A 25,697-nucleotide genomic window follows, 5' to 3' on the forward strand; every position below is an offset into this window, starting at 1 on the left:
TCCACTGTTGTAGATCAAGGAATCGCCACCCAGTCGCAATGATGAAAATTATTTTTTATTTAAATCATTGTGTTATGTATTAACGGCGATTTTATGACCGCTTACAATTTCCCGTAACTTCTCATCATTTCTCAAAAAATGAATTGGTTGAGCGGGATATTCTGCTGTTTTTAGCAGCAGATTCTCCCGCTTCTATGCGATCTGTGTCGCATTTTAGAACATCATCTCAGTACGAAAAATGTTCTTATTTTTTACGGCCCGTGATGCGGCACCACTCTTCTTTTTCCACCACCGGATCGAGGGTGAAGAGATCGGCGTAGGCTTCGCAAACGCTGTCAGCCTGGCTTGCCAGGATCCCGGAAAGCCCCAGCAGACCGCCCTCAACGGGCAGCACACTGATTAACGGTGCAAGCTCACGTAATGGGCCCGCCAGGATGTTCGCGACCACCACATCGGCTTTCATGGCCTCTGGCTGCGCGTCAGGGAGATACAGCTCAAGGCGATCGGAAACGCCGTTACGCTCGGCGTTATCACGACTGGCCTGAATAGCCTGCGGATCGATATCGATCCCGATGGCTTTTGCGGCGCCCAGCTTCAGTGCGGCAATGGCGAGGATCCCGGATCCACAGCCGAAGTCGATCACGGTTTTCCCTTCCAGATCCAGACCATCCAGCCACTGCAGGCACAGTGAGGTGGTCGGGTGGGTGCCGGTACCGAATGCCAGACCCGGGTCGAGCATCACGTTGACCGCGTTTTCATCGGGCACCTCGCGCCAGCTTGGGCAGATCCACAGACGCTTGCCAAACTGCATCGGGTGGAAGTTATCCATCCATTCGCGTTCCCAGTCTTTGTCTTCCAGCTGTTCGATTTTGTGCGCAAAACCCGCGCCCAGCAGAGGATGATGTTCCAGAATCGCGACCACTTCTTTCATGTCGGTTTCGGCATCAAAGAGGCCGATGACGTCGGTATCGCCCCACAGGCGGGTTTCACCTGGCAGCGGCTCAAAGACCGGCGTGTCATGCGTGTCCTGGAAGGTGATAGAGACCGAGCCGGCCTCCATCAGCGCATCGCTCAGCTCTTCGGCGTGAGCGCCGGTTGTGTTCAGTTTTAGTTGGATCCACGGCATGGCAAAACTCTTTATTTATCAGTAGACATCATAGCGGGTTGTGGGACGGGTTGACCGAAACGGTTCCCCACCACAAACGCCAGTAAACTTAACAGTAACGAAGGGACAATCGGGTGGAAGCCCAGGTACTGGATTTTAAAGGTGGCGAGTAGAGCATAAACGACACCGCCAACAATCATGCCGCTCAGGGCGCCTGCAGCATTCGCGCGCTCCCAGTAGAGGCCAAGCACCAGCGGCCAGAGGAATACCGCTTCCAGACCGCCAAACGCAAGCAGGTTTAGCCAGATGATCATCTCCGGCGGACGCCAGGCGGCCAGCAGCAGCAGTGCCCCTAACACCAGAGTGATCACCGCAGACATGCGTTTTAAGCGTCGTTCGTTTTCCATCTGCTCGGGACGCAAATTCAGATAGAGATCTTTGATAATCGTAGCGGAACTTTGCAGCAACTGAGCGTTGATTGTCGACATAATGGCAGCCATCGGTGCGGCAAGGAAAATCCCGGCAGCAAACGGTGGCAGGACTTTTACCATCAGGGTAGGGATCACCAGATCGGGCACGGTAAGGTCAGGGATCACCGCACGGCCTAATGCTCCTGCCAGATGCATTCCCAACATCAGGATCGCCACCACAATGGTGCCGATAATAATCCCGCGGTGGACAGCTTTACTGTCTTTATACGAGATACACCGTACGGCGGTATGCGGCAGACCAATGACACCAAAGCAGACCAGCACCCAGAAAGAGGTCATAAAGGTGGGCGACAGAATATCATCAGCCCCTTCCGGCGCGACCAGTTTCGGGTCAATCGCTTCCAGGGTTTCAACAGCATGGCTCAGGCCGCCTGCCGCATGGACAACCCCCACCAGCAGCACAATGGTGCCGATGAGCATCACCATGCCCTGCAGAGTGTCGTTCAGTACGCTGGCGCGGAATCCACCAAACGCCGTATAAAGCGCGATACTGATCCCAAAGATAAGCAGGCCTGTCTCGTAAGGGATCCCCGCGGCGGTTTCAAGCAGACGCGCACCGCCAATAAACTGCACCGTCATCGCACCAATAAAGGCGACCAGCAGGCTTAAACTTGCCAGCCATACCAGTAAACGGCTGCGGTAACGGGCAAACAGCATGTCGTTTAGCGTCACGGCATTATAACGACGCGCCAGGATAGCGAATTTTTTGCCGAGTATTCCCAGAGAGAGCCAGACGGCAGGAAGCTGGATCATCGCCAGCAGCACCCAGCCTAACCCATATTTATAGGCCGCACCGGGACCGCCAATAAATGAACTGGCACTGATGTAGGTGGCGGTGAGCGTCATCGCTAACACAATACCGCCCATTGAACGGCTGCCGAGGAAATATTCGTTCAGGAAGGTGCCGGTTGCCCTTTTGCGCATCGCATACACGGACACGCCAAACACGACCAACAAATACGCGATAAGCGGCAGAATGACTTCAAGCTGCATCGTCGTCCTCCAGCGGAATATCGCGATAAATGAATTTCACCATTGCCCAGCACAGCAGGATAAAAATCAGTGGCACCAGCAGGCAGGCCATTTCAAACCAGTGTGGCAGGCCGGTGATACCCATCGCAGAATCAGGTGAGTAAGCGCACACTAACCATGCGGCAAGATAGAGAAGGGTCAGCCACAGCGCCCAGCGCGCTTCTTTATGGGCCTGAACAAAACGTTTGTCCATTTTTTGTCCCTTGTGGATGAAGAAAGCGGGGATTGTACATGATGGGCCTTGACGATCCCCAGAAATAAAAAAGGCCGGTTAAACCGGCCTTTTCGCAAAGATGCTTTCTTACTTCTCGTTGAGACCGAGTTTTTTCTCCAGATAGTGGATGTTAGTCCCACCATTCTGGAAGTGCTCGTCGCTCATGATACGCATCTGCAGATCAACGTTGGTTTTGATACCGTCGATGATCAGTTCCTGCAGGGCGTTCTTCATGCGGGCAATCGCCACGTCACGGTTTTCGCCGTAGCAGATCAGTTTACCGATCATGGAGTCATAGTACGGCGGTACGGTGTAACCGGCGTAGATATGAGACTCCCAACGCACACCAAAGCCACCCGGCGCGTGGAAACGCGTGATTTTACCCGGGCTTGGCAGGAAGGTATTCGGGTCTTCGGCGTTGATACGGCACTCGACCGCATGGCCTTTGACCACCACTTCTTCCTGTTTGATGGACAAAGGCTGGCCGGCAGCGATACGCAGCTGCTCTTTGATCAGGTCAACGCCGGTGATCATTTCGGTAACCGGGTGTTCTACCTGAATACGGGTGTTCATCTCAATGAAGTAGAACTCACCGTTTTCGAACAGGAATTCGAAGGTACCCGCTCCGCGATAGCCGATGTCGACACACGCTTTGGCACAACGCTCGCCGATGTAGCGACGCAGTTCCGGAGTAATGCCCGGTGCTGGTGCTTCTTCGACCACTTTCTGGTGACGACGCTGCATGGAGCAGTCACGTTCTGCCAGATAGATAGCGTTACCCTGACCGTCAGCCAGCACCTGAATTTCGATGTGGCGTGGGTTTTCCAGGTATTTTTCCATGTACACCATGTCGTTGCTGAAAGCCGCTTTCGCTTCCGCTTTGGTCATGGAGATGGACTGTGCCAGTTCAGCGTCGCTGCGCACTACGCGCATACCGCGACCGCCGCCGCCGCCGGACGCCTTGATGATCACCGGGTAGCCAATGCGTTTAGCATGCGCACGGTTTGCATCCATGTCGTCAGTCAGAGGACCGTCGGAACCCGGAACGGTTGGAACACCGGCTTTTTTCATCGCGGTGATAGCAGACACTTTGTCGCCCATCAGGCGGATGGTGTCAGCTTTCGGGCCGATGAAGATAAAGCCAGAGCGTTCAACCTGCTCAGCAAAGTTGGCGTTCTCGGAGAGGAAGCCATAACCCGGGTGAATTGCCACCGCGCCAGTGATTTCAGCGGCGCTGATGATAGCCGGGATGTTCAGATAGCTTTTTACGGACGGAGCCGGACCGATACAGACCGTCTCATCCGCCAGCAATACGTGTTTTAAATCGCGGTCCGCGCTTGAGTGCACAGCGACAGTCTTGATGCCCAGTTCTTTACAGGCACGAAGAATACGCAGTGCGATCTCGCCGCGGTTGGCGATAACAATTTTATCCAGCATGTTCGCCTCGTTACTCGATGACGACCAGCGGCTCGTCAAATTCTACCGGCTGACCACTTTCGACCAGAATCGCTTTCACAGTACCTGATTTGTCTGCTTCGATCTGGTTCATCATTTTCATGGCTTCAACGATGCACAGGGTATCGCCTACGTTGACTTTCTGACCCACTTCGATGAACGCCTTCGCGTCCGGGCTCGGGGTGCGGTAGAAAGTACCAACCATTGGGGAACGTACGATGTGACCACTGATTTCTGCTGCAGCGGCAGGTGCGGCTTCAGTTGCGGCTGGCGCAACGGCTGCGGAAAGCGCAGGCTGCTGCACTGGCGCAGCATAAGCTTGCTGCATTACCGGGAAGCTAGCGGCTGGGGCTGCACGGCTGATGCGTACAGACTCTTCGCCTTCAGAAATTTCCAGTTCGGAGATGCCTGATTCTTCAACCAGCTCGATCAGTTTTTTAATCTTACGAATATCCATGAGTGGGTTCCGTACTCTTGTTTAGTGTGATTGTGACAAGCGTTTTACCGCTGTCTGTAAAGCGTATGAATAACCGTCTGCGCCCAGTCCGCAGATAACGCCAGCGGCGATATCCGACAGATACGAATGGTGGCGGAACGGCTCTCGGGCGTGCACGTTGCTGAGGTGGATCTCGATAAACGGGATACTCACCGCCAGCAGTGCGTCGCGGATAGCAACACTGGTGTGCGTAAACGCGGCCGGATTGATCAGGATATAGTCCACAGTGTCTTTAGCCTGATGAATACGGTCGATGAGTGCGTACTCCGCATTTGACTGAAAATGATCCAAATCCACATTCAGTGACGCTGCTTCCGTGCCCAAACGGTTAACAATTTCACTCAATGTCAGCGTGCCATACTTCTCTGGCTCACGGGTGCCGAGCATGTTCAGGTTCGGTCCGTTCAAGACTAAGATTCGGAATTTTTCCGCCATTGTGTCGCTATCTCCTGCGAATCTCGGGTAAAAACCAAAATATACCTTTGAAACGCGAAAGTCACCTGATGACTTTCCTAAAATGCATTCAGGAAAACCAAAGTCGCACATTATAACGATTTCGTAGCATTTGGCAGCTAAATACTGGTCTTATCAGGGAAGATTATCAACCGCTATCCGAAAAAGAATTGCGGTTGATAAGTAATCTGCGGGAAAACGCACAGTTTCGCGAACTATCGCAACCACTGGCGGAACTTCTTGTAACGCCATGCTAAAAGCGTCAAAGCCAGCAGCGCGTAGATGACGGGTTGCGGCGAGAGGATCTTCACGGACCACAGATAATGGATGGGGGCGAGGATCGCCACAAGATAGACGAAGTTGTGCAGCAGCTGCCAGCGCTTACCCAGTTTTCGCTGCGCATATTGCGTGGATGTCAGCGCTAATGCCAGTAACACCAGCCAGCTGACAATGCCCAGCGTCAGATAAGGACGCGTGACCAGTTCGCGGCCCAGCAGTGTCAGGTTGTTAATCCCCAGTTCCAGCAGCGCGTAGCTGGTCAGGTGCAACGTGGCCCAGGCAAAACACCATAGCCCTAAAAGTCGACGTGTGCGTATCAATAATGGCTGTTTAGCGTAGCGTGCCAGCGGCGAAACCAGCAAGGTCGCCAGTAAAAATTTCAGAGCCATCCGACCGGTAAAGTGCTGGATATCTTTAGCCGGATCGGCACTAAAAAGCCCCTGGCTGGCGGCCCAGAACAACCAGATAAAAGGGAGTAACCCGGCTAAATGCAGCAGCACTTTCAGCCAGGTTACCTGTTTTGCCGTTAAACGCACTCAGAAGTTCTCCCGTAAATTAAGCCCACGGTAGAGCGACGCCACTTCATCCGCATAGCCGTTAAAGAGCAATGTGGGCTGACGCTTCACATCCAGCGCACCGCCGGAACCGATAAAACGTTCCGTCGCCTGGGACCAGCGGGGGTGATCGACTTGCGGGTTCACGTTGGCGAAGAAACCGTATTCGTCCGGCGCGGCCAGATTCCATGTCGTGGGCGGACGCTCGCGGGTGAGCTTAATACTGACGATAGATTTAATGCCTTTGAAGCCATATTTCCACGGCACGGTCAAGCGGATGGGGGCGCCATTCTGCGGCGGCAACGCTTTACCGTAAACACCGACGGTCAGCAGGGTAAGAGGATGCATGGCTTCGTCAAGGCGTAATCCTTCTACATAAGGATATGCAAGCCCACCGCCGATGAACCGGTCCTTTTGGCCTGGCATCTCGTCCGGGGCGTAACGCGTCTGGAATGCGACATATTTCGCATTGCTGGTGGGTTCAACCATCGCCAGCAGCTTATGCAGCGGAAAACCGACCCACGGTACCACCATCGACCAGGCTTCCACGCAGCGCATACGATAGATGCGTTCCTCTAACGGGAAACGGGTGGTGAGATCGTGGTGATCCAGCGTTAAGGGTTTTGCCACTTCGCCGTCAATTTTCAACGTCCACGGATCGGTTTTCATGCTGCCGGCATTGGCCGCAGGATCGGCTTTATCAAGCCCAAATTCGTAGAAGTTGTTATAGCCAGTGACTTTATCTTCCGGCGTGAGCGTCAGTTTGTTTTGCCACTCGGCAGGTTTCGTAAAGGTGAGTGGGGCACCGGAAGGGGCTTTTGGCCGATCGTTGCCTTTAAACCAGTCGAGCAAATCGGCGTGAGCCGCAGGGGTAAGCGTCAACGCGGTGGCACTGATGCCAAGCATTTTCAGGATCTGGCGGCGCTGTAACATAAAGACAGATTCGGACGTTACGTCGGCTTCCGTCAGTTTTCGGGTTTTCATGGCATCCTCCGTCATGCGTTTTTCTAAGCATGACGGAGGAGAAGGATTAGCGCGAATATGTCACGAAAATTTGAAGATTAGGCAATTTTCACCAGCGCACGGCCGTGGAACTGGTTATCCATGATCTTACTGGCATATTCCGGGGCCTGGCTGAGGGTGATTTCGGTTGCGCTCTGCGTGAAGAAGGACTCCGGCAGGTCACGCACCAGACGCTCCCAGGCTTCTGCACGACGGGCCGCCGGGGTCATGACGGAATCCACACCCTGCAGACGCACGTTACGCAGGATAAAGGGCATCACGGTGGTGGGCAGGGCAAAACCGCCCGCCAGACCGCAGGCCGCCACGCAGCCACCGTAGTTCATCTGCGCCAGCACTTTTGCCAGCACTTTGTCACCGACGGTATCAACCGCACCGGCCCAGACCTGTTTTTCCAGCGGACGGGTTTCGGCGAACTCATCGCGGCCAAGAATGCGGCTGGCGCCAAGCTGACGCAGGTAGTCATGGGTGCTTTCGCGCCCAGAAACCGCGACGACCTGATACCCGAGTTTATGCAGCAGCGTCACTGCTGTACTGCCAACACCACCGCTGGCGCCAGTCACGACAATCTCACCCGACTCAGGACGGATACCGGCATCTTCCAGCGCCATGACGCACAGCATGGCGGTAAAGCCTGCGGTGCCGATAATCATCGCTTTGCGGCCATCCAGCCCTGCTGGCATAGGCACCAGCCAGTCGCCCTTCACCCGCGCCTGCGTTGCCAGCCCGCCCCAGTGGTTTTCACCCACGCCCCAACCGGTGAGCAGCACCTGCTGGCCTGCATGGAAGCGAGGATCTTCGCTGGTATGAACATGGCCCGCAAAATCGATCCCCGGCACCATCGGGAAATTTCGGATGATTTTACCTTTGCCGGTGATGGCCAGCGCATCCTTGTAATTCAGACTGGACCAGTCGATGTCGACGGTGACGTCGCCTTCGGGCAGTCGGCTCTCTTCAAGGGCTTGCACCGAGGCAATGGTTTTGCCGTCCTGCTGTTCTAAGATCAAAGCCTGCATACAGGATCCTCACTATTCTGATGATTGGAAAATTCGTTCTGAAGACTATACTCGCTCAGTGAAACGCTATGCCGATTTAACGCAATAAATTGCCAGATACACCAGGTTTGGTAGTATGCCGCATTTGAAATGCAAGTTAGCGCTTACTCGCTACCCCATCAACCCACGGAGTAATCTCAAGGATGCGATTAACGACGAAGTTCTCAGCTTTTATCACCTTGCTGACGGGGTTAACCATTTTTGTCACGCTGCTCGGCTGCTCCCTGAGCTTTTATAACGCCATTCAGGACAAGCTGGTCAACCGGGTTGAATCTGTTGCGTCGGTTATCGATACGCGTCTGATCACCACTCCGCTTCCGGAACTCTCCCGCGAGCTGGATGAGTTAATGGTACCTGTTGATATTGTGCAGGTAGACATCACCCAGGGAAAGCATCAGGTTTTGAGCCATCAGCGCCAGGGAAGTTATCGTCCCGCGGGTGTTGTCAGCCAGTATCGGGAAGTGAAAGTCCATTCGCTTAAAAATCCGGGGATGACGATACGCATGGTCTACCTCGATCCCATGGCCAGCTACTTCCGCTCAATGATGACCACCGCGCCGCTTACCGTCGCCGTCGCCTTTATTGTAGTGCTGATATTTCTTGCGGTTCGCTGGCTACGCCGCCAGCTCTCCGGTCAGGAGTTACTGGAAACCCGCTCCGTGCGGATACTTAACGGGGAGCGCGGCCCGCAGGTGCGCGGGTCGGTGTATGAGTGGCCGTCCAGCACCAGCAGCGCCCTGGATACCTTGCTCTCTGAAATCCAGTTCGCCAGCGACCAGCGCAGCCGCATGGATACGCTGATCCGTTCCTATGCCGCGCAAGATAACAAAACCGGTCTTAACAACCGTCTGTTCTTTGATAATCAGCTGGCCACGCTGCTGGACGATCCGGAAAAGGTCGGAACGCATGGAGTGGTCATGATGATCCGCCTTCCCGATTTTGATCTCCTGCGCGATACCTGGGGACGGCGTGTGGCGGAAGAGAACCTCTTTACGCTGATTAATTTGCTCTCGACCTTTATTATGCGCTACCCCGGTGCACTGCTGGCGCGTTATCACCGCAGCGACTTTGCGGTACTGTTACCCCATCGCACGCTGAAGGAGTCAGAGAGCATCGCCAGTCAGTTGCTGAAGGCGGTGGATGCGCTACCGCAAAGTAAAATGCTCGACCGGGACGATATGGTACATATGGGCATCTGCGCCTGGCGCGGTGGGCAGTCGACAGAACAGGTCATGGAACACGCGGAAGCGGCAACCCGCAACGCCGTATTGCAAGGGGCGAACGGTTGGGCGGTGTATGATGATTCCCTGCCGGAAAAAGGGCGCGGCAATGTGCGCTGGCGGACACTGATTGAGCAAATGTTGAGCCGCGGCGGACCCCGTCTTTATCAAAAACCGGCGGTCATGAAAAACGGCCATGTCCATCACCGGGAGTTGATGTGCCGTATTTTCGACGGGACGGAAGAGGTTATTTCGGCTGAATATCTGCCGATGGTCCTGCAATTTGGACTCTCCGAAGAGTATGACCGTCAGCAAATTAGCCGACTGATTCCGTTTTTATCGTTCTGGCCTGAAGAAAACCTGGCGTTGCAGGTAACCGTCGAGTCGTTAATACGCCCGCGTTTCCAGCGCTGGCTTCGCGATACATTAATGCAATGCGAAAAATCGCAACGTAAACACATTATTTTTGAACTTGCTGAGGCGGATGTTGGTCAACACATCAGCCGGTTACGTCCGGTGGTACGTTTGATCAATGCGCTCGGCGCGCGTGTGGCGGTGACACAGGCGGGCCTGACGCTGGTCAGTACCAGCTGGATCAAGGAGCTGGATGTGGAATTATTAAAGCTACATCCGGGGCTGGTCAGGAATATTGAAAAGCGCACGGAAAACCAGCTGCTGGTGCAGAGTCTGGTGGAAGCGTGCAAGGGAACGCGAACACAAGTATTTGCTACGGGCGTACGCTCCAGAGGCGAATGGCAGATGTTGACGGAGCGCGGTGTCATGGGCGGTCAGGGTGATTTTTTTGCCGCCTCTCAGCCGCTGGACACCAATGTGAAAAAATATTTGCAAAGATACTCGGTTTGACCTGCCGTTTACGCTGTTTTCACGTAGAATATCGCGCCTGTAGCTTTGAGTATGACGAGCAAAAAGCCAGTGAACGACCTTTTGCGGGTTACAAATGAAAGTGAGGAACGCTACTGTGTACTCAGCCCTGAGGGAGTCAGGGGATGAATTTGTAACAGAAGGAAACGTACTGCACAAATTTTCACCGCAGCAGGTGATTTTTGCGCCTTGTCGCTGCTGCGTGTGGTTGGTAAAGTAAGCGGATTTTGTTTTCCGCCCCAGCTTTCAGGATTATCCCTTAGTATGTTGAAAAAATTTCGTGGCATGTTTTCCAATGACCTGTCCATTGACCTGGGTACCGCGAATACCCTTATTTATGTAAAAGGACAAGGCATCGTATTGAATGAGCCTTCTGTTGTGGCCATTCGTCAGGATCGTGCCGGCTCGCCGAAAAGCGTAGCCGCAGTGGGTCATGACGCGAAGCAGATGCTGGGTCGTACCCCAGGTAACATCGCCGCGATCCGCCCAATGAAAGACGGCGTTATCGCTGACTTCTTCGTGACTGAAAAAATGCTTCAGCACTTCATCAAGCAGGTCCATAGCAACAGCTTCATGCGTCCAAGCCCGCGTGTTCTGGTCTGTGTGCCGGTCGGTGCGACCCAGGTAGAACGTCGCGCAATCCGCGAATCTGCCCAGGGTGCAGGCGCGCGTGAAGTGTTCCTGATTGAAGAGCCAATGGCTGCGGCTATCGGTGCAGGCCTGCCTGTTTCTGAAGCAACCGGTTCTATGGTGGTGGATATCGGTGGTGGTACCACTGAAGTGGCCGTTATCTCCCTGAACGGCGTGGTGTACTCCTCTTCCGTGCGTATCGGTGGTGACCGTTTCGACGAAGCCATCATTAATTACGTGCGTCGTAACTACGGTTCTCTGATCGGTGAAGCGACCGCAGAACGTATTAAGCACGAGATCGGTTCTGCTTATCCGGGTGATGAAGTGCGCGAAATTGAAGTGCGCGGCCGTAACCTGGCGGAAGGCGTTCCACGCGGCTTTACCCTGAACTCCAACGAAATCCTGGAAGCGCTGCAAGAGCCACTGACCGGTATCGTGAGCGCGGTGATGGTTGCTCTGGAACAGTGCCCACCAGAACTGGCGTCCGATATCTCTGAGCGCGGTATGGTTCTGACCGGTGGTGGTGCGCTGCTGCGTAACCTCGACCGCCTGTTAATGGAAGAGACAGGTATTCCTGTCGTAGTTGCAGAAGATCCACTGACTTGCGTCGCCCGTGGTGGTGGCAAGGCGCTGGAAATGATCGACATGCACGGCGGCGACTTGTTCAGCGAAGAGTAGTCATTGTGAAAGGGTAGCGAATCGCTACCCTTTCTCTCTGACACGAGAATACGCATAGCCTATGAAGCCAATTTTTAGCCGTGGCCCCTCGCTACAGTTTCGCCTGATCCTGGCGGTTCTGGTTGCGCTTGGTGTCATTATTGCCGATAGCCGCCTCGGTACGTTCAGTCAGATCAGAACGTACATGGATACCGCCGTCAGTCCTTTCTATTTTATATCCAATGGTCCCCGTGAACTGCTCGACTCCGTTTCTCAAACGCTGTCTTCACGTGACCAGCTCGAACTTGAAAACCGGGCATTGCGCCAGGAACTGCTGCTGAAAAACAGCGAACTGCTGATGTTAGGGCAATACAAGCAGGAAAACGCGCGTCTGCGTGAGCTGCTTGGCTCGCCGTTGCGTCAGGATGAACAGAAGATGGTGACGCAGGTGATCTCCACCGTGAACGACCCTTACAGCGATCAGGTGGTGATCGACAAAGGTAGCGTTAACGGGGTGTATGAAGGTCAGCCTGTGATCAGTGATAAAGGTGTGGTGGGCCAGGTGGTCGCCGTCGCCAAACTGACCAGCCGTGTGCTGCTGATCTGCGATGCCACCCATGCGCTACCTATTCAGGTTCTGCGTAACGATATTCGCGTCATTGCGGCGGGTAACGGCTGTACGGACGATCTGCAGCTGGAACACCTGCCAGCCAACACGGACATCCGTGTGGGCGACGTGCTGGTTACGTCTGGCCTGGGTGGACGTTTCCCTGAAGGGTATCCGGTTGCGGTTGTCTCTTCTGTGAAGCTTGATACGCAGCGTGCCTACACCGTGATTCAGGCGCGTCCAACGGCGGGTTTACAGCGTCTTCGCTACCTGCTGCTGTTGTGGGGTGCCGATCGCAACGGTGCCAACCCAATGACGCCTGAAGAAGTACATCGCGTCGCCAATGAGCGCCTGATGCAGATGATGCCGCAGGTTCTCCCTGCGCCGGATGCAATGGGGCCGCCTGCGCCAGTACCCGCGCCGGCTACCGGGATAACGGATGCGCCGCCACCGCCTAAACTCTCATCCGGAGGGCAGTAGTGGCAAGTTATCGTAGCCAGGGACGCTGGGTTATCTGGCTCTCGTTTCTCATTGCGCTGTTGCTGCAGATTATGCCCTGGCCGGACGACATTCTCGTTTTCCGGCCAAACTGGGTATTGCTCATTTTGCTCTACTGGATCCTGGCCCTGCCGCACCGCGTAAATGTTGGCACAGGTTTTGTGATGGGTGCCATACTGGATCTCATTAGTGGCTCAACGCTGGGTGTTCGTGCGTTATCCATGAGCATTATTGCGTATCTCGTTGCACTCAAATTCCAGCTCTTTCGTAACCTCGCGCTCTGGCAACAGGCGCTGGTGGTGATGTTGTTGTCGCTTGCCGCGGATATCGTTGTTTTCTGGGCAGAGTTTTTAGTGATCAACGTCTCTTTCCGACCCGAAGTGTTCTGGAGTAGTGTAGTAAACGGTGTGCTCTGGCCGTGGCTGTTCCTGTTGATGCGTAAGGTTCGCCAGCAGTTTGCTGTGCAGTAAAAGGTTTCCATGACGTCTATATATCTTGCCTCCGGTTCTCCACGTCGTCAGGAGTTGCTCACACAGCTGGGCATCTCTTTTGAACGTATCGTTACCGGCATCGAAGAAAAACGGGCTGAGGGTGAAAGCGCTCAGCAGTATGTCTCTCGCCTGGCGCGTGAGAAAGCGCAGGCTGGCGTAGCACGTGTGCCATGCGACCTGCCGGTGTTGGGGGCGGATACCATCGTTATCCTTAACGGTGAAGTGCTTGAGAAACCGCGCGATGCTGAGCATGCGGCGCATATGCTGCACAAAATGTCCGGGCAAACGCATCAGGTGATGACCGCCGTGGCGCTGGCGGACAGCCAGCACGTGCTGGATTGCCTGGTCGTGACGGACGTCACCTTCAGAGTACTGACCAACGACGAGATCGCCGCGTATATTGCCAGCGGTGAACCGATGGATAAAGCAGGTGCATACGGTATTCAAGGGCTGGGTGGCTGTTTTGTCAGGAAGATTAATGGCAGCTATCACGCCGTAGTCGGCTTACCGCTGGTGGAAACGTATGAGTTGCTGAGCAATTTTAACTCACTGCGTGAGGGAAGGGATAATTATGACGGCTGAATTGTTGGTAAACGTAACGCCATCGGAAACCCGTGTGGCCTACATTGATGGTGGCATTCTTCAGGAAATTCATATTGAGCGTGAAGCGCGACGCGGAATAGTAGGCAATATCTACAAAGGTCGTGTCAGCCGCGTACTGCCAGGTATGCAGGCGGCTTTTGTAGATATTGGACTGGATAAGGCGGCATTTTTACATGCCTCCGATATCATGCCGCATACCGAGTGTGTCGCTGGCGAAGAGCAGAAGCAGTTTGCCGTGCGCGACATTTCAGAGCTGGTGCGTCAGGGGCAGGATCTGATGGTGCAGGTGGTCAAAGATCCCCTTGGTACTAAGGGTGCCCGTCTGACAACCGACATCACGCTACCTTCCCGTTACCTGGTGTTTATGCCTGGCGCGTCGCACGTGGGGGTTTCCCAGCGTATTGAAAGTGAGAGCGAGCGTGAGCGTCTGAAGAAAGTGGTCAGCGCCTACTGCGACGAACAGGGCGGGTTTATCATCCGTACCGCCGCCGAAGGGGTCAGCGAAGAGGATCTGGCGTCCGATGCGGCTTATCTGAAGCGTGTCTGGACCAAGGTGATGGAGCGTAAAAAACGCAACCAGACCCGCTATCAGCTGTACGGTGAGCTGGCGCTTGCCCAGCGCGTCCTGCGCGATTTTGCTGATGCTCAGCTCGATCGAATCCGCGTGGACTCGCGTCTGACGTATGAAGCGCTGCTGGAATTTACCGCTGAGTACATTCCGGAGATGCCTGGCCTGCTGGAACATTACACCGGGCGTCAGCCAATCTTCGATCTCTATGATGTCGAAAATGAGATCCAGCGTGCGCTGGAGCGCAAGGTTGAACTGAAGTCCGGTGGTTATCTGATCATCGATCAGACCGAAGCAATGACCACCGTGGATATCAACACCGGAGCGTTTGTCGGCCATCGCAACCTGGATGACACCATCTTCAATACCAACATCGAAGCGACACAGGCGATTGCGCGCCAGCTTCGCCTGCGCAATCTGGGCGGCATTATCATTATCGACTTTATTGATATGAATAATGAAGACCATCGCCGTCGCGTGCTCCATTCGCTGGAGCAGGCGCTGAGTAAAGATCGCGTGAAAACCAGTATCAACGGCTTCTCACAGTTGGGGCTGGTGGAAATGACGCGTAAACGGACCCGTGAAAGCGTGGAACATGTGCTGTGTAATGAGTGTCCAACCTGCCACGGACGCGGCACAGTAAAGACGGTGGAGACCGTCTGCTATGAGATCATGCGTGAAATTGTCCGCGTTCATCATGCTTACGACTCCGATCGTTTTCTGGTCTATGCTTCCCCTGCGGTGGCTGAAGCACTGAAAGGCGAAGAGTCCCACGCGCTGGCGGAAGTAGAAATCTTTGTCGGCAAACAGGTAAAAGTACAAATTGAGCCGCTCTATAACCAGGAGCAATTTGACGTCGTCATGATGTAAGACGCAGTTCGCTGTGTGACCAAAGCTGACAAGGAGAGATGCGTGAGGCGATTGCCGGGGATTTTACTGCTTACAGGGGCAACGCTTGTCGTGATTGTCGCGTTGCTCGTGAGCGGGCTACGCCTCGTTTTACCGCATCTGGACAGCTGGCGTCCACAAGTGCTGGCGAAGATCGAATCCGCCACCGGTGTACCGGTTGACGTCAGTCAGGTCAGCGCCAGCTGGCAAAACTTTGGCCCGACGCTGGATGCCCGGGACATCAGTGCCAGCCTGAAAGATGGCGGCTATCTGAAAATCAAACGCGTGACCCTGGCACTGGATGTCTGGCAAAGCCTGCTGCACATGCGCTGGCAGTTCCGCGACCTTACCTTTTATCAACTGCAGTTTTTGACCAACACGCCGCTCTCTGGCGGTGATAATAATCAAAGTCTTGAAGCCAACCGCCTGAGCGATCTCTTTCTGCGTCAGTTCGATCATTTCGATCTGCGCGACAGTGAGGTGAGCTTTATTACCCTGTCCGGCCAGCGCGCCGAACTGAAGATCCCGCAGCTGACCTGGCTTAACGGCAAAGAGCGTCACCGTGCCGAGGGGCAGGTGAACCTCTCCAGCCTGAACGGCCAGCACGGGGTCATGCAGGTTCGTATGGATCTGCGTGACGACGACGGCTTACTCAACAACGGCAAGGTGTGGCTACAGGCTGACGACGTGGATGTGAAGCCGTGGCTCGGCGACTGGTTGCAGCAAAACATGCAGCTGGAAACGGCCCGTTTTAGCCTGGAAGGCTGGATGACCCTGACAAAAGGCGTGTTCGCCAGCGGCGATATCTGGCTGAAGCAGGGCGGTGCAAGCTGGCAAGGCGAAAGCAAGCAGCATCAACTCTCCGTGGATAACCTCACCGCACATGTGACGAAAGAGAAAGGGGGCTGGCAGTTTGCCATCCCGGATACACGCATCACCATGGACGGCAAACCCTGGCCGCGCGGCGCGCTGACGCTGGCATGGATGCCTGAGCAGGATGTCGGCGGCACGAATAATAAGCGTAGCGATGAGCTGCGTATCCGCGCCACGCATCTCGACCTGGCGGCCATTGAAGGGCTGCGCTCCATGGCGGCGAAACTCTCTCCGGATTTGGGTGACGTTTGGCTGGCGACGCAGCCTGGTGGAGAAATTGACGCCCTCGCGCTGGATATCCCGCTGCAGGCAACCGAGAAAACCCGTTTCCTGGCAACATGGAAAGATCTGGCCTGGAAACAGTGGAAACTGCTGCCGGGGGCTGAAAACTTCAGCGGTAAGCTGGAGGGCAGCGTTGAGAACGGCAGACTGACCGTTGAAATGCATGACGCCAAAATGCCTTACGAAACGGTCTTCAGGGCACCTCTGGAAATTGAAAAAGGCAACGCGGTGCTTAACTGGCTGCGCAACGATAAAGGCTTCCAGCTTGATGGCCGACATATTGATGTGAAAGCCAAAGCGGTTCATGCCCGCGGGGATTTCCGCTATTTAAAGCCTGAAGGTGAAGAGCCGTGGCTGGGTATTCTGGCGGGGATCAGCACCAGCGACGGTTCTCAGGCCTGGCGTTACTTCCCGGAAAACCTGATGGGTAAAGCGCTCGTGGATTACCTGAGCGGGGCGATCCAGGGTGGTCAGGCAGATAACGCCACCCTGGTCTATGGCGGTAACCCGCATCTTTTCCCGTACAAACATAACGAAGGTCAGTTCCAGGTGCTGGTGCCGTTGCATAACGCCACCTTTGCGTTCCAGCCGGGCTGGCCTGCCCTGAAAAACCTCGATATCGAGCTTAATTTTCTCAATGACGGGTTGTGGATGAAGTCAGACAGCGTCGCGCTGGGCGGCGTGACGGCTACCAACCTGACGGCAAATATCCCCGATTACTCAAAAGAGAAACTGCTGATTGATGCCGATATCAACGGGCCAGGCAAGGCGGTCGGCCCCTATTTTGACGAGACGCCGCTGAAAGCCTCGCTGGCGGCCACGCTTGAGCAGCTCCAGCTTGATGGCGATGTGAATGCTCGCTTACATCTGGATATCCCGCTGGACGGCGAAATGACCACCGCCAAAGGCGACGTCCGTCTGAATAATAACAGCCTGTATATCAAGCCCCTGGAAAGTACGCTCAAGAACCTCAGCGGGCAGTTCAGCTTTGTGAATGGCAACCTGAAGAGTGAGCCGCTCACAGCCCGCTGGTTCAATCAGCCTGTGAATATTGACTTCTCGACCACCGAAGGCGAGAAGGCCTATCAGGTGGCCGTCAACCTGGATGGCAACTGGCAACCGTCGCAGATGGACGTGCTGCCGAAACCCATTCAGGAGTCGGTTGGGGGGGCTGCCGCCTGGAAAGGGAAGGTTGATATAGAACTGCCCTACCATGCCAGTGCGCATTATAAGGTCGACCTTACTGGTGACCTGAAAAATCTCAGCAGTCAGTTGCCTGCACCGCTGGATAAACAGGCCGGACAGGCACTGCCGGTGAAGCTTAACGTCGACGGTAACCTGAACAGTTTCGAACTGACCGGCAGCGCGGGTGGCACAAACCACTTTAACAGCCGCTGGATGCTCAACCGCAAGCTGACGCTGGACAAAGCCATCTGGACGACGGACAGTCGAACCACGCCTCCGCTCCCGGATCACCAGGGCGTTGAGCTGAATCTCCCACCGCTGGATGGCGCGCAGTGGCTGGCACTGTTCCAGAAAGGCGTCGGGCAAAACGTGGATGAGGCGGCGCAGTTCCCGCAGACCGTTACCGTGCGTACACCGTCGCTCACGCTGGGTGGGCAACAGTGGAACAACCTGAGTATCGTTTCTCAGCCGACGGCTAACGGCTCGAAAGTAGAGGCTCAGGGCAGGGAGATCAACGCCACTCTGACCATGCGCGAAAACGCCCCGTGGCAGGCGGCCATCCGCTATCTCTACTACAACCCGGCAACGGCGGGCGGGAAAGATCAATCGACTCCGGCATCGCCGTTGAGTAACACTTCCCGCGTGGACTTCAGCGGCTGGCCGGATCTGCAACTGCGCTGCGCTGAGTGCTGGCTGTGGGGACAAAAATATGGCCGCATTGACGGTGACTTCGCGATTCAGGGCAACACGCTGAGCCTCACGGGCGGGCTGGTGGATACCGGCTTTGGTCGTCTGACGGCCGCGGGCGAGTGGGTGAATAACCCTGGCGAACAGCGCACCTCGCTGAAAGGCGACATTAAGGGCAACAAACTGGATGCGGCAGCCAATTTCTTTGGTATCAGTACACCGCTGCGCGGCTCGTCATTTGACGTCGATTACGATCTTCACTGGCGTGATGCGCCGTGGAAGCCGGATGAGGCCTCGCTTAACGGCATACTGAAAACCCGCTTCGGAAAAGGGGAAATTGCCGACGTGAGCACGGGACGCGCCGGGCAGATCCTGCGTCTCCTGAGCTTTGATGCATTGCTGCGCAAGCTGCGCTTCGATTTCAGCGATACCTTCAGCGAAGGGTTCTACTACGATTCCATCCGCAGTACGGCGTGGATCAAGGACGGCGTTATGCATACGGACGACACGCTGGTGGACGGCCTGGAAGCGGATATCGCCATGAAGGGCTCGGTTAACCTTGTGCGTCGCGAGCTGGATATGGAAGCCGTGGTGGCGCCGGAAATCTCCGCGAGCGTGGGGGTGGCAGCCGCCTTTGTGGTGAACCCGATTGTTGGGGCCGCGGTGTTTGCCGCCAGTAAAGTGCTGGGGCCGCTGTGGAGTAAGGTCTCTATTCTGCGCTACCGCATCACCGGTCCGGTGGATAAACCGCAGATTAATGAAGTGCTGCGCCAGCCGCGCAAAGATGCACAGCAATGATTTGACGTGGGCAGGTAATTGCCTCACTCTCAATAAATACGATCTTTATACCGCCACGGGCGGCAACGAACGAGTAGCAATACGATGAGTCTGAACCTGGTAAGTGAACATTTGCTCGCAGCGAACGGCCTGAGCCATCAGGACCTGTTCTCCATTCTTGGTCAACTGACCGAACGCCGTCTCGACTACGGCGATCTCTATTTCCAGTCGAGCTATCACGAATCCTGGGTTTTAGAAGACAGCATCATCAAAGATGGTTCTTACAACATTGACCAGGGCGTGGGTGTGCGCGCCATCAGCGGCGAGAAAACCGGTTTTGCCTACGCCGACCAGATAAGCCTGGCTGCGCTGGAGCAGAGCGCGCAGGCGGCGCGTACCATCGTGCGTGATGCTGGCGATGGTCGTGTGAAAACGCTGGGTGAGGTGCAGCATTCTGCGCTCTACACCAGCATCGATCCGCTGCAGAGCATGAGCCGTGAAGAGAAGCTGGATATCCTGCGCCGCGTGGATAAAGTGGCGCGCGCTGCCGATAACCGCGTGCAGGAAGTGTCTGCCAGCCTGAGCGGTGTCTATGAACTGATTCTGGTTGCGGCCACTGACGGCACGCTGGCGGCGGATGTCCGTCCGCTGGTGCGCCTCTCTATCAGCGTGCAGGTCGATGACAACGGTAAACGCGAGCGCGGCTCAAGTGGTGGCGGCGGTCGTTTTGGCTATGACTGGTTCCTGGGTGACGTCGACGGTGAAGCGCGCGCTGACGCGTGGGCAAAAGAAGCCGTGCGCATGGCGCTGGTGAATCTTTCTGCCGTGGCGGCACCGGCGGGGTCATTCCCGGTGGTGCTGGGTGCCGGCTGGCCAGGCGTGCTGTTGCACGAAGCGGTAGGACACGGTCTGGAAGGGGACTTTAACCGGCGCGGTACGTCCGTATTCAGCGGTCAGATGGGGCAGCTTGTCTCCTCTGAGCTATGCACCGTGGTGGATGACGGTACCATGCCTGACCGTCGTGGCTCTATCTCCATCGATGATGAAGGCACACCCGGCCAGTACAACGTGCTGATCGAAAACGGTGTCCTGAAAGGTTACATGCAGGACAAACTGAACGCGCGCCTGATGGGCGTAGCGCCAACCGGTAACGGCCGTCGTGAATCCTATGCGCACCTGCCGATGCCACGTATGACCAACACCTATATGCTGCCGGGCAAATCTACGCCGCAGGAGATCATCGAATCCGTTGATTACGGTATCTTTGCGCCAAACTTTGGCGGCGGCCAGGTGGACATTACCTCCGGTAAATTCGTCTTCTCCACGTCAGAAGCCTATCTGATCGAGAAAGGCAAAGTGACCAAAGCGGTGAAAGGCGCGACGCTGATTGGCTCCGGCATTGAAGCTATGCAGCAGATCTCCATGGTCGGTAACGATCTCAAGCTGGATAACGGCGTGGGTGTCTGCGGTAAAGAGGGGCAGAGCCTGCCGGTGGGTGTGGGTCAGCCAACGCTGAAAGTGGATAATCTGACGGTGGGCGGTACAGCCTGACCTGACGACCTGTAAAAAAATGGCGCTACTCTGGGGTAGCGCCTTTTTTTTAACGCAAGTGACCCAGCGGTATCTCCGGATCCGGCTCATGAGTGATGCGGTTACGCAAATCACGACGAATAATTTCAATCGACCAGAACCAGATCAAATGGCCCACGATCTCTGAGACGTGCTCGTACCAGGGCAGCTCAAACAGCGGCGGCGTCAGTCCCATCAATGGGAAGGAGATCATATGGACAAAAAGCTGCGCTAACGCACCCGCCAGCAAACCTTGCCAGAGTTTAATTTTCGGGAAGACTTCCGCAACTACGCAATAACCTACGGCGAAGACGATAGAAAAAATAATATGCGTGACGCCGACCCAGTTAAAAATATGTCCGGCAAAGGTGTAAACCGCTGCGTTAGGATCGACGACACCCAGCCAGTCACGCAGAAATATATAGGGAGGATTTAAGAAATTGCGGGAACAATCAATCTGACTTGCTGCTCTTATTAATTGCTCTGGCCCGCATGCGCCGGTGAATAAATCTGTGGGACTGCGCGGCGGCAGTGGAACTTCGGCTCCCCATTTGACAAAGGCGGAGACAATCCCCGCGATCAACCCAATGAATGCGGCTAGCCCATAGCGCCTGCGTGAGGGCGGTGTTTGTTCAAATATATTCATTTCTGTTCCTTGTTCAATGTCATCCTGCGAAATACATTTTATTATTCATATTGGTAACATAAATATAACAACCTGAGATTCAGGCTCCTCACAAAATAAATGGCGTAAGGCGACGGTGTCAATTAACTATTATTTAGAGTGAGGGAGGGGAATTGCGCCATGCAGGGGAAATTATCCCGGACATTGTCATGCCAGAAAGGCGTTCCGGGATAATTTCATTACTCTTTTCTGCGTCCCCGCATTCCCTGAAACAGTTCTGCCACGTCCACAAAATACTCGGTCAGATAGTTAATGCACACCTGCACCTTAAGCGGCAGTTTGTCTTTTTCGGTATACAGGGCATACACCGGACGCGGATCGGACTGGTAGCGAGGGAACAGGATCTCCAGTACGCCGCTGTTGATCTCATTGATCACCCACATTAACGGTACGTAAGCGATCCCGGCGCCCGCCACCAGCCAGCGCGAGATGGTCATCGGATCGTTGGTGACAAACCGCCCTTCCGGCAGCAGTCGGGTAGAAATGCCTTCCGGGGCAATCAGTTCAAACTCATTATCGGGGCGGACGCTGTACTCCAGCCAGGAGTGGTTGGCGAGATCGGCAGGTTTCTCCGGCACGCCGTACTGCGCCAGATAGCTCTTTGAGGCGCAGACCACCATCGGCATGCTGCCGAGTCGACGGGAGAAGAGGCTGGAGTCCTGCAGTGCGCCGACGCGGATCACTACATCCAGGCCATCGGCAATCAGGTCCGGGGCAGGAATACCCGTGACCAGATTCACGGTTAATCCCGGATATTCTTTCAGCATCTCGGCGGTCATGGCGGCGAGAACATTTTGTGCCATAGTTGAAGAACAACCGATCCGCAGGGTCCCGATGGGTGTGTTGTTAAAGGCATAGAGCTGTTCGTGAACATCCTGCACTTCATGCAGCATGCGGCGACAGCCCTGATAGTAAATTTTACCCGCTTCCGTCAGCCCGATGCTGCGGGTGCTGCGGTTGAGCAATTTCACCTGCAGTTCATCTTCCAGTTTTGACACCGTCTGACTGATGGAGGAGACGCTCATCTGCAACTGCCGGGCAGCAGCAGTAAATGAGCCAAGTTCAACCACTTTGGCGAAGACCGACATGCGTTTTAAACGTTCCATTGTTCACTCTGGCTTAAAAGTGATTTAGATCACATATTATAGATAACAGCATAACAGTTACGTTAATATACTATTAATTACATAACGGCTGCGCCATTCTCGCCCGGCGTTTCTTGCTCTCCTGCGATGGCGTGCGCTAAAAATTCTGAAGCCTGCACTCTCTCTTATCAAGGTCAACATGAGTCTGTTTCCCGTTATCGTAGTGTTCGGTCTGTCGTTCCCACCGATATTTTTCGAGCTTCTTTTATCACTGGCGATCTTCTGGCTGGTGCGCAAGGTGCTGGTTCCTACCGGGATCTACGATTTCGTCTGGCACCCTGCATTGTTCAATACCGCGCTGTATTGCTGCCTGTTCTACCTGATATCGCGCATGTTTGTCTGAGGTTGATGTGAAAACGCTAACAAGAAAAATCTCCCGCACCGCCATCACCATGGCGCTGGTTATCCTCGCGTTCATCGCTATTTTTCGCGCCTGGGTCTATTACACCGAATCACCGTGGACACGTGACGCGCGTTTTAGCGCGGATGTCGTGGCGATCGCCCCCGACGTGGCCGGTCTTATCACCGCGGTTAACGTCCACGATAACCAGCTGGTGAAGAAAGACCAGGTGCTGTTCACCATCGACCAGCCGCGTTACCAGAAAGCACTGGAAGAAGCGGAAGCGGATGTTGCCTATTACCAGGCGCTGGCCGCAGAGAAACGCCGTGAGGCGGGCCGCCGTAACCAGCTGGGTGTCCAGGCGATGTCCCGGGAAGAGATTGATCAGTCCAACAACGTGCTGCAAACCGTACTGCATCAGCTGGCAAAAGCGCAGGCGACGCGCGATCTGGCGAAGCTCGATCTGGAGCGTACCGTGATCCGCGCGCCAGCCGATGGTTGGGTTACTAACCTTAACGTCTATGCCGGGGAGTTTATTACCCGCGGTTCAACCGCCGTGGCGCTGGTAAAACAGAACTCGTTCTATGTGCTTGCCTATATGGAAGAGACCAAGCTGGAAGGCGTTCGTCCGGGCTATCGCGCAGAGATCACGCCGCTTGGCAGCAACCGCGTCTTTAAAGGCACCGTCGACAGCGTCGCGGCTGGCGTCACCAACTCCAGCAGCTCCAACGACGCAAAAGGGATGGCGACCGTCGATTCCAACCTGGAGTGGGTGCGTCTGGCCCAGCGTGTGCCGGTACGTATTCATCTGGACGAACAGCAGGGCAACCTGTGGCCTGCTGGCACGACGGCGACGGTGGTGATCACCGGTGAGAAAGATCGGGACGCCAGCCAGGACTCAATCTTCCGTAAAATTGCCCACCGTCTGCGCGAATTTGGTTAATCGCTATGGGTATCTTTACTATCGCCAGCCAGCACATTCGCTTCGCCGTGAAGCTGGCGAGTGCTATTGTGCTGGCGCTGTTTGTCGGCTTTCACTTCCAGCTGGAAACCCCGCGCTGGGCGGTGCTGACGGCGGCGATTGTCGCGGCTGGCCCGGCATTTGCGGCCGGCGGTGAGCCCTACTCCGGGGCGATCCGCTATCGCGGCATGCTGCGTATCATCGGGACGTTTATCGGCTGTATCGCCGCGCTCACCATCATCATTCTGATGATCCGCACACCGCTGCTGATGGTGTTGGTATGCTGTATCTGGGCGGGTTTCTGCACCTGGCTCTCCTCGCTGGTGAAAGTAGAGAACTCTTATGCCTGGGGGCTGGCGGGCTATACCGCGCTGATTATTGTCATCACCATTCAAACCGAACCGCTGCTCGCGCCGCAGTTTGCTGTGGAACGCTGTAGCGAGATCGTGATTGGTATCGTCTGCGCAATTGTCGCTGACCTGCTTTTTTCCCCGCGCTCCATCAAACAGGAAGTGGATCGCGAGCTGGACGCGCTGATTGTCGCACAGTACCAGCTGATGCAGCTGTGCATTAAGCACGGTGACAGTGAAGAGGTGGACAAGGCGTGGAGCGGACTGGTCCGCCGTACGCAGGCCCTGGAAGGAATGCGCAGCAACCTTAACATGGAGTCTTCGCGCTGGGCACGCGCCAACCGCCGACTCAAAGCGATCAATACCGTCTCCTTAACGCTGATTACCCAGGCGTGCGAAACCTACCTCATCCAGAACACTCGCCCGGAATCGGTCACCGATACCTTCCGCGAACTGTTTGCCGAGCCGGTGGAAACGGTGCAGGACGTGCATAAGCAGCTCAAACGCATGCGCCGGGTCATTGCCTGGACCGGAGAGCGCGACACGCCGGTGACCATATACACCTGGGTTGGCGCTGCGACGCGCTACCTCTTGCTGAAACGCGGCGTGATTGGCAATACCAAAATCAGCGCCGCGGAAGAAGAGGTCCTGCAGGGGGAAGTGGTGATCAAGGCGGAATCGGCTGAACGCCATCACGCAATGGTCAACTTCTGGCGTACCACGCTGGCCTGTATGCTCGGTACGCTGTTCTGGCTGTGGACCGGCTGGACCTCCGGCAGTGGCGCGATGGTCATGATTGCTGTTGTCACAGCGCTGGCAATGCGCCTGCCCAACCCGCGTATGGTCGCCATCGATTTCCTGTACGGGACGATAGCCGCGCTGCCCATTGGTGCGCTCTATTTCCTGGTGATCCTCCCGTCCACGCAGCAGAGCATGTTGCTGCTCTGTATCAGTCTCGCGGTGATGGCGTTCTTTATCGGGATCGAAGTGCAGAAGCGCCGTCTGGGATCGCTGGGTGCTCTCGCCAGTACCATTAACATTCTGGTGCTCGATAACCCGATGACGTTTCATTTCAGCCAGTTCCTCGACAGCGCGTTGGGTCAGCTGGTGGGCTGTTTCCTGGCGATGATGGTGATCCTGCTGGTGCGCGATAATTCGCAGGCACGGACGGGTCGCGTGCTGCTGAACCAGTTCGTCTCGGCCGCGGTTTCGTCCATGACCACCAACACTGCGCGCCGTAAAGAGAACCACCTACCGGCGCTCTATCAGCAGCTGTTTTTACTGCTGAATAAATTCCCCGGCGACATTGCCCGTTTTCGTCTGGCGTTAACAATGATCATTGCGCACCAGCGTCTGCGCAACGCCCCGGTGCCGATCAACGACGATTTGTCGGCTTTCCATCGCCAGTTGCGCCGCACCGCCGACCATGTGCTTTCCGCCTCCAGTGATGACAAACGGCGCCGCTACTTTAAGCAACTGCTGGAAGAGCTGGATGTCTACCAGGAGAAGCTCAGGGTCTGGGAAGCGCCTCCTCAGGTGACAGAGCCGGTAGGACGGCTGGTGCTTATGCTGCACCGCTACCAGAACGTCCTGACGGATAACTGACTGAAGTAAAAAAACCGACGCCAAAAGCGTCGGTTTTTTG

General features: G+C 55.4%; 22 protein-coding genes. 11 read left to right on the plus strand and 11 right to left on the minus strand.

All coding sequences use genetic code 11. The features are described 5' to 3' along the window. Window positions 1–244: 244 nt before the first annotated feature. The 9 genes from prmA to EKN38_RS02495 all read right to left on the minus strand — a co-directional run bounded on the left by prmA (window position 245) and on the right by EKN38_RS02495 (window position 8,115). Window positions 245–1,126 (minus strand): 50S ribosomal protein L11 methyltransferase, encoded by an 882-nt coding sequence (gene prmA, locus EKN38_RS02455; RefSeq protein ID WP_014833498.1) that lies wholly within the window; start codon window positions 1,124–1,126, stop codon window positions 245–247. A gap of 11 nt (window positions 1,127–1,137) precedes the next feature. Next, complete coding sequence (panF, locus tag EKN38_RS02460; RefSeq protein WP_014833497.1) at window positions 1,138–2,589, minus strand: sodium/pantothenate symporter; 1,452 nt, start codon at window positions 2,587–2,589, stop codon at window positions 1,138–1,140. Beyond that, window positions 2,579–2,821, minus strand: coding sequence for a YhdT family protein (locus EKN38_RS02465; RefSeq protein ID WP_014833496.1), 243 nt, complete (start codon window positions 2,819–2,821; stop codon window positions 2,579–2,581). Before EKN38_RS02465 ends, panF begins: the two co-directional genes overlap by 11 nt. Before the next feature lie 108 nt (window positions 2,822–2,929). Further along, a complete protein-coding gene (gene accC, locus EKN38_RS02470; RefSeq protein WP_003860388.1) occupies window positions 2,930–4,279 on the minus strand; it encodes an acetyl-CoA carboxylase biotin carboxylase subunit in 1,350 nt (449 codons plus the stop codon). A 10-nt stretch (window positions 4,280–4,289) separates the two neighbouring features. Continuing rightward, a complete protein-coding gene (gene accB / locus EKN38_RS02475; protein WP_013098992.1) occupies window positions 4,290–4,754 on the minus strand; it encodes an acetyl-CoA carboxylase biotin carboxyl carrier protein in 465 nt (154 codons plus the stop codon). Window positions 4,755–4,775: 21 nt separating this feature from the next. Beyond that, window positions 4,776–5,228, minus strand: coding sequence for a type II 3-dehydroquinate dehydratase (gene aroQ, locus EKN38_RS02480; RefSeq protein ID WP_013098991.1), 453 nt, complete (start codon window positions 5,226–5,228; stop codon window positions 4,776–4,778). A 233-nt stretch (window positions 5,229–5,461) separates the two neighbouring features. Continuing rightward, window positions 5,462–6,061, minus strand: coding sequence for a protein-methionine-sulfoxide reductase heme-binding subunit MsrQ (gene msrQ, locus EKN38_RS02485; RefSeq protein WP_014833495.1), 600 nt, complete (start codon window positions 6,059–6,061; stop codon window positions 5,462–5,464). Then, on the minus strand, window positions 6,062–7,063 hold the full coding sequence (gene msrP / locus EKN38_RS02490; protein ID WP_014833494.1) for a protein-methionine-sulfoxide reductase catalytic subunit MsrP: 1,002 nt from the start codon (window positions 7,061–7,063) through the stop codon (window positions 6,062–6,064). Between the two features lie 77 nt (window positions 7,064–7,140). Then, window positions 7,141–8,115, minus strand: coding sequence for an MDR family oxidoreductase (locus EKN38_RS02495; RefSeq protein ID WP_014833493.1), 975 nt, complete (start codon window positions 8,113–8,115; stop codon window positions 7,141–7,143). A gap of 182 nt (window positions 8,116–8,297) precedes the next feature. Between EKN38_RS02495 and csrD the strand changes: the two genes are divergently transcribed. The 8 genes from csrD (at window position 8,298) to tldD (ending at window position 20,553) form a co-directional block, all read left to right on the plus strand. Then, window positions 8,298–10,238, plus strand: a complete 1,941-nt coding sequence (gene csrD / locus EKN38_RS02500) for an RNase E specificity factor CsrD (RefSeq protein WP_014833492.1) — start codon at window positions 8,298–8,300, stop codon at window positions 10,236–10,238. A gap of 282 nt (window positions 10,239–10,520) precedes the next feature. Continuing rightward, window positions 10,521–11,564, plus strand: a complete 1,044-nt coding sequence (gene mreB / locus EKN38_RS02505; protein ID WP_000913396.1) for a rod shape-determining protein MreB — start codon at window positions 10,521–10,523, stop codon at window positions 11,562–11,564. 61 nt (window positions 11,565–11,625) lie between these two features. Beyond that, window positions 11,626–12,630, plus strand: a complete 1,005-nt coding sequence (gene mreC, locus EKN38_RS02510; protein ID WP_013098986.1) for a rod shape-determining protein MreC — start codon at window positions 11,626–11,628, stop codon at window positions 12,628–12,630. Then, a complete protein-coding gene (mreD, locus tag EKN38_RS02515; protein ID WP_014071997.1) occupies window positions 12,630–13,118 on the plus strand; it encodes a rod shape-determining protein MreD in 489 nt (162 codons plus the stop codon). The genes mreC and mreD overlap by 1 nt, the downstream gene beginning before the upstream one ends. A 9-nt stretch (window positions 13,119–13,127) precedes the next feature. Next, the gene (locus tag EKN38_RS02520) at window positions 13,128–13,721 is read left to right on the plus strand and encodes a Maf family protein (RefSeq protein WP_014833491.1); all 594 of its coding nucleotides are present in this window, start codon (window positions 13,128–13,130) and stop codon (window positions 13,719–13,721) included. Next, complete coding sequence (gene rng / locus EKN38_RS02525) at window positions 13,711–15,180, plus strand: ribonuclease G (protein ID WP_014833490.1); 1,470 nt, start codon at window positions 13,711–13,713, stop codon at window positions 15,178–15,180. The genes EKN38_RS02520 and rng overlap by 11 nt, the downstream gene beginning before the upstream one ends. Window positions 15,181–15,222: 42 nt before the next feature. Continuing rightward, window positions 15,223–19,023, plus strand: coding sequence for an AsmA2 domain-containing protein YhdP (gene yhdP, locus EKN38_RS02530; protein ID WP_014833489.1), 3,801 nt, complete (start codon window positions 15,223–15,225; stop codon window positions 19,021–19,023). 84 nt (window positions 19,024–19,107) lie between these two features. Then, complete coding sequence (gene tldD / locus EKN38_RS02535; protein ID WP_014833488.1) at window positions 19,108–20,553, plus strand: metalloprotease TldD; 1,446 nt, start codon at window positions 19,108–19,110, stop codon at window positions 20,551–20,553. Between the two features lie 49 nt (window positions 20,554–20,602). Here tldD and EKN38_RS02540 read toward each other — a convergent pair whose 3' ends face one another. Both EKN38_RS02540 and aaeR read right to left on the minus strand, forming a co-directional pair. Then, a complete protein-coding gene (locus EKN38_RS02540) occupies window positions 20,603–21,217 on the minus strand; it encodes a YagU family protein (RefSeq protein ID WP_014833487.1) in 615 nt (204 codons plus the stop codon). A 218-nt stretch (window positions 21,218–21,435) separates the two neighbouring features. Then, window positions 21,436–22,362 carry an HTH-type transcriptional activator AaeR gene (aaeR, locus tag EKN38_RS02545; protein WP_014833486.1) on the minus strand — a complete coding sequence of 309 codons (927 nt, stop codon included), beginning with the start codon at window positions 22,360–22,362 and terminating at the stop codon, window positions 21,436–21,438. A 178-nt stretch (window positions 22,363–22,540) separates the two neighbouring features. Between aaeR and aaeX the strand changes: the two genes are divergently transcribed. The 3 genes from aaeX to aaeB are packed head-to-tail and all read left to right on the plus strand — an operon-like array spanning window position 22,541 to window position 25,657. Further along, a complete protein-coding gene (gene aaeX, locus EKN38_RS02550; protein ID WP_003860416.1) occupies window positions 22,541–22,744 on the plus strand; it encodes a p-hydroxybenzoic acid efflux pump operon protein AaeX in 204 nt (67 codons plus the stop codon). 7 nt (window positions 22,745–22,751) lie between these two features. Further along, complete coding sequence (gene aaeA / locus EKN38_RS02555; RefSeq protein ID WP_013098978.1) at window positions 22,752–23,684, plus strand: p-hydroxybenzoic acid efflux pump subunit AaeA; 933 nt, start codon at window positions 22,752–22,754, stop codon at window positions 23,682–23,684. A 5-nt stretch (window positions 23,685–23,689) separates the two neighbouring features. Beyond that, on the plus strand, window positions 23,690–25,657 hold the full coding sequence (aaeB, locus tag EKN38_RS02560; RefSeq protein WP_014833485.1) for a p-hydroxybenzoic acid efflux pump subunit AaeB: 1,968 nt from the start codon (window positions 23,690–23,692) through the stop codon (window positions 25,655–25,657). Window positions 25,658–25,697 lie beyond the last annotated feature (40 nt).

This window comes from Enterobacter sp. WCHEn045836 (assembly GCF_003965585.1).
Lineage (GTDB): Bacteria > Pseudomonadota > Gammaproteobacteria > Enterobacterales > Enterobacteriaceae > Enterobacter > Enterobacter dissolvens.

Excerpts from the sequence above, each read along its gene's own strand:
- prmA (WP_014833498.1), bottom strand. The coding sequence starts at position 1,126 with ATGCCGTGGATCCAACTAAAACTGAACACAACCGGCGCTCACGCCGAA.
- panF (WP_014833497.1), bottom strand. The coding sequence starts at position 2,589 with ATGCAGCTTGAAGTCATTCTGCCGCTTATCGCGTATTTGTTGGTCGTG.
- EKN38_RS02465 (WP_014833496.1), bottom strand. The coding sequence starts at position 2,821 with ATGGACAAACGTTTTGTTCAGGCCCATAAAGAAGCGCGCTGGGCGCTG.
- accC (WP_003860388.1), bottom strand. The coding sequence starts at position 4,279 with ATGCTGGATAAAATTGTTATCGCCAACCGCGGCGAGATCGCACTGCGT.
- accB (WP_013098992.1), bottom strand. The coding sequence starts at position 4,754 with ATGGATATTCGTAAGATTAAAAAACTGATCGAGCTGGTTGAAGAATCA.
- aroQ (WP_013098991.1), bottom strand. The coding sequence starts at position 5,228 with ATGGCGGAAAAATTCCGAATCTTAGTCTTGAACGGACCGAACCTGAAC.
- msrP (WP_014833494.1), bottom strand. The coding sequence starts at position 7,063 with ATGAAAACCCGAAAACTGACGGAAGCCGACGTAACGTCCGAATCTGTC.
- EKN38_RS02495 (WP_014833493.1), bottom strand. The coding sequence starts at position 8,115 with ATGCAGGCTTTGATCTTAGAACAGCAGGACGGCAAAACCATTGCCTCG.
- csrD (WP_014833492.1), top strand. The coding sequence starts at position 8,298 with ATGCGATTAACGACGAAGTTCTCAGCTTTTATCACCTTGCTGACGGGG.
- mreB (WP_000913396.1), top strand. The coding sequence starts at position 10,521 with ATGTTGAAAAAATTTCGTGGCATGTTTTCCAATGACCTGTCCATTGAC.
- mreC (WP_013098986.1), top strand. The coding sequence starts at position 11,626 with ATGAAGCCAATTTTTAGCCGTGGCCCCTCGCTACAGTTTCGCCTGATC.
- EKN38_RS02520 (WP_014833491.1), top strand. The coding sequence starts at position 13,128 with ATGACGTCTATATATCTTGCCTCCGGTTCTCCACGTCGTCAGGAGTTG.
- rng (WP_014833490.1), top strand. The coding sequence starts at position 13,711 with ATGACGGCTGAATTGTTGGTAAACGTAACGCCATCGGAAACCCGTGTG.
- tldD (WP_014833488.1), top strand. The coding sequence starts at position 19,108 with ATGAGTCTGAACCTGGTAAGTGAACATTTGCTCGCAGCGAACGGCCTG.
- EKN38_RS02540 (WP_014833487.1), bottom strand. The coding sequence starts at position 21,217 with ATGAATATATTTGAACAAACACCGCCCTCACGCAGGCGCTATGGGCTA.
- aaeR (WP_014833486.1), bottom strand. The coding sequence starts at position 22,362 with ATGGAACGTTTAAAACGCATGTCGGTCTTCGCCAAAGTGGTTGAACTT.
- aaeX (WP_003860416.1), top strand. The coding sequence starts at position 22,541 with ATGAGTCTGTTTCCCGTTATCGTAGTGTTCGGTCTGTCGTTCCCACCG.
- aaeB (WP_014833485.1), top strand. The coding sequence starts at position 23,690 with ATGGGTATCTTTACTATCGCCAGCCAGCACATTCGCTTCGCCGTGAAG.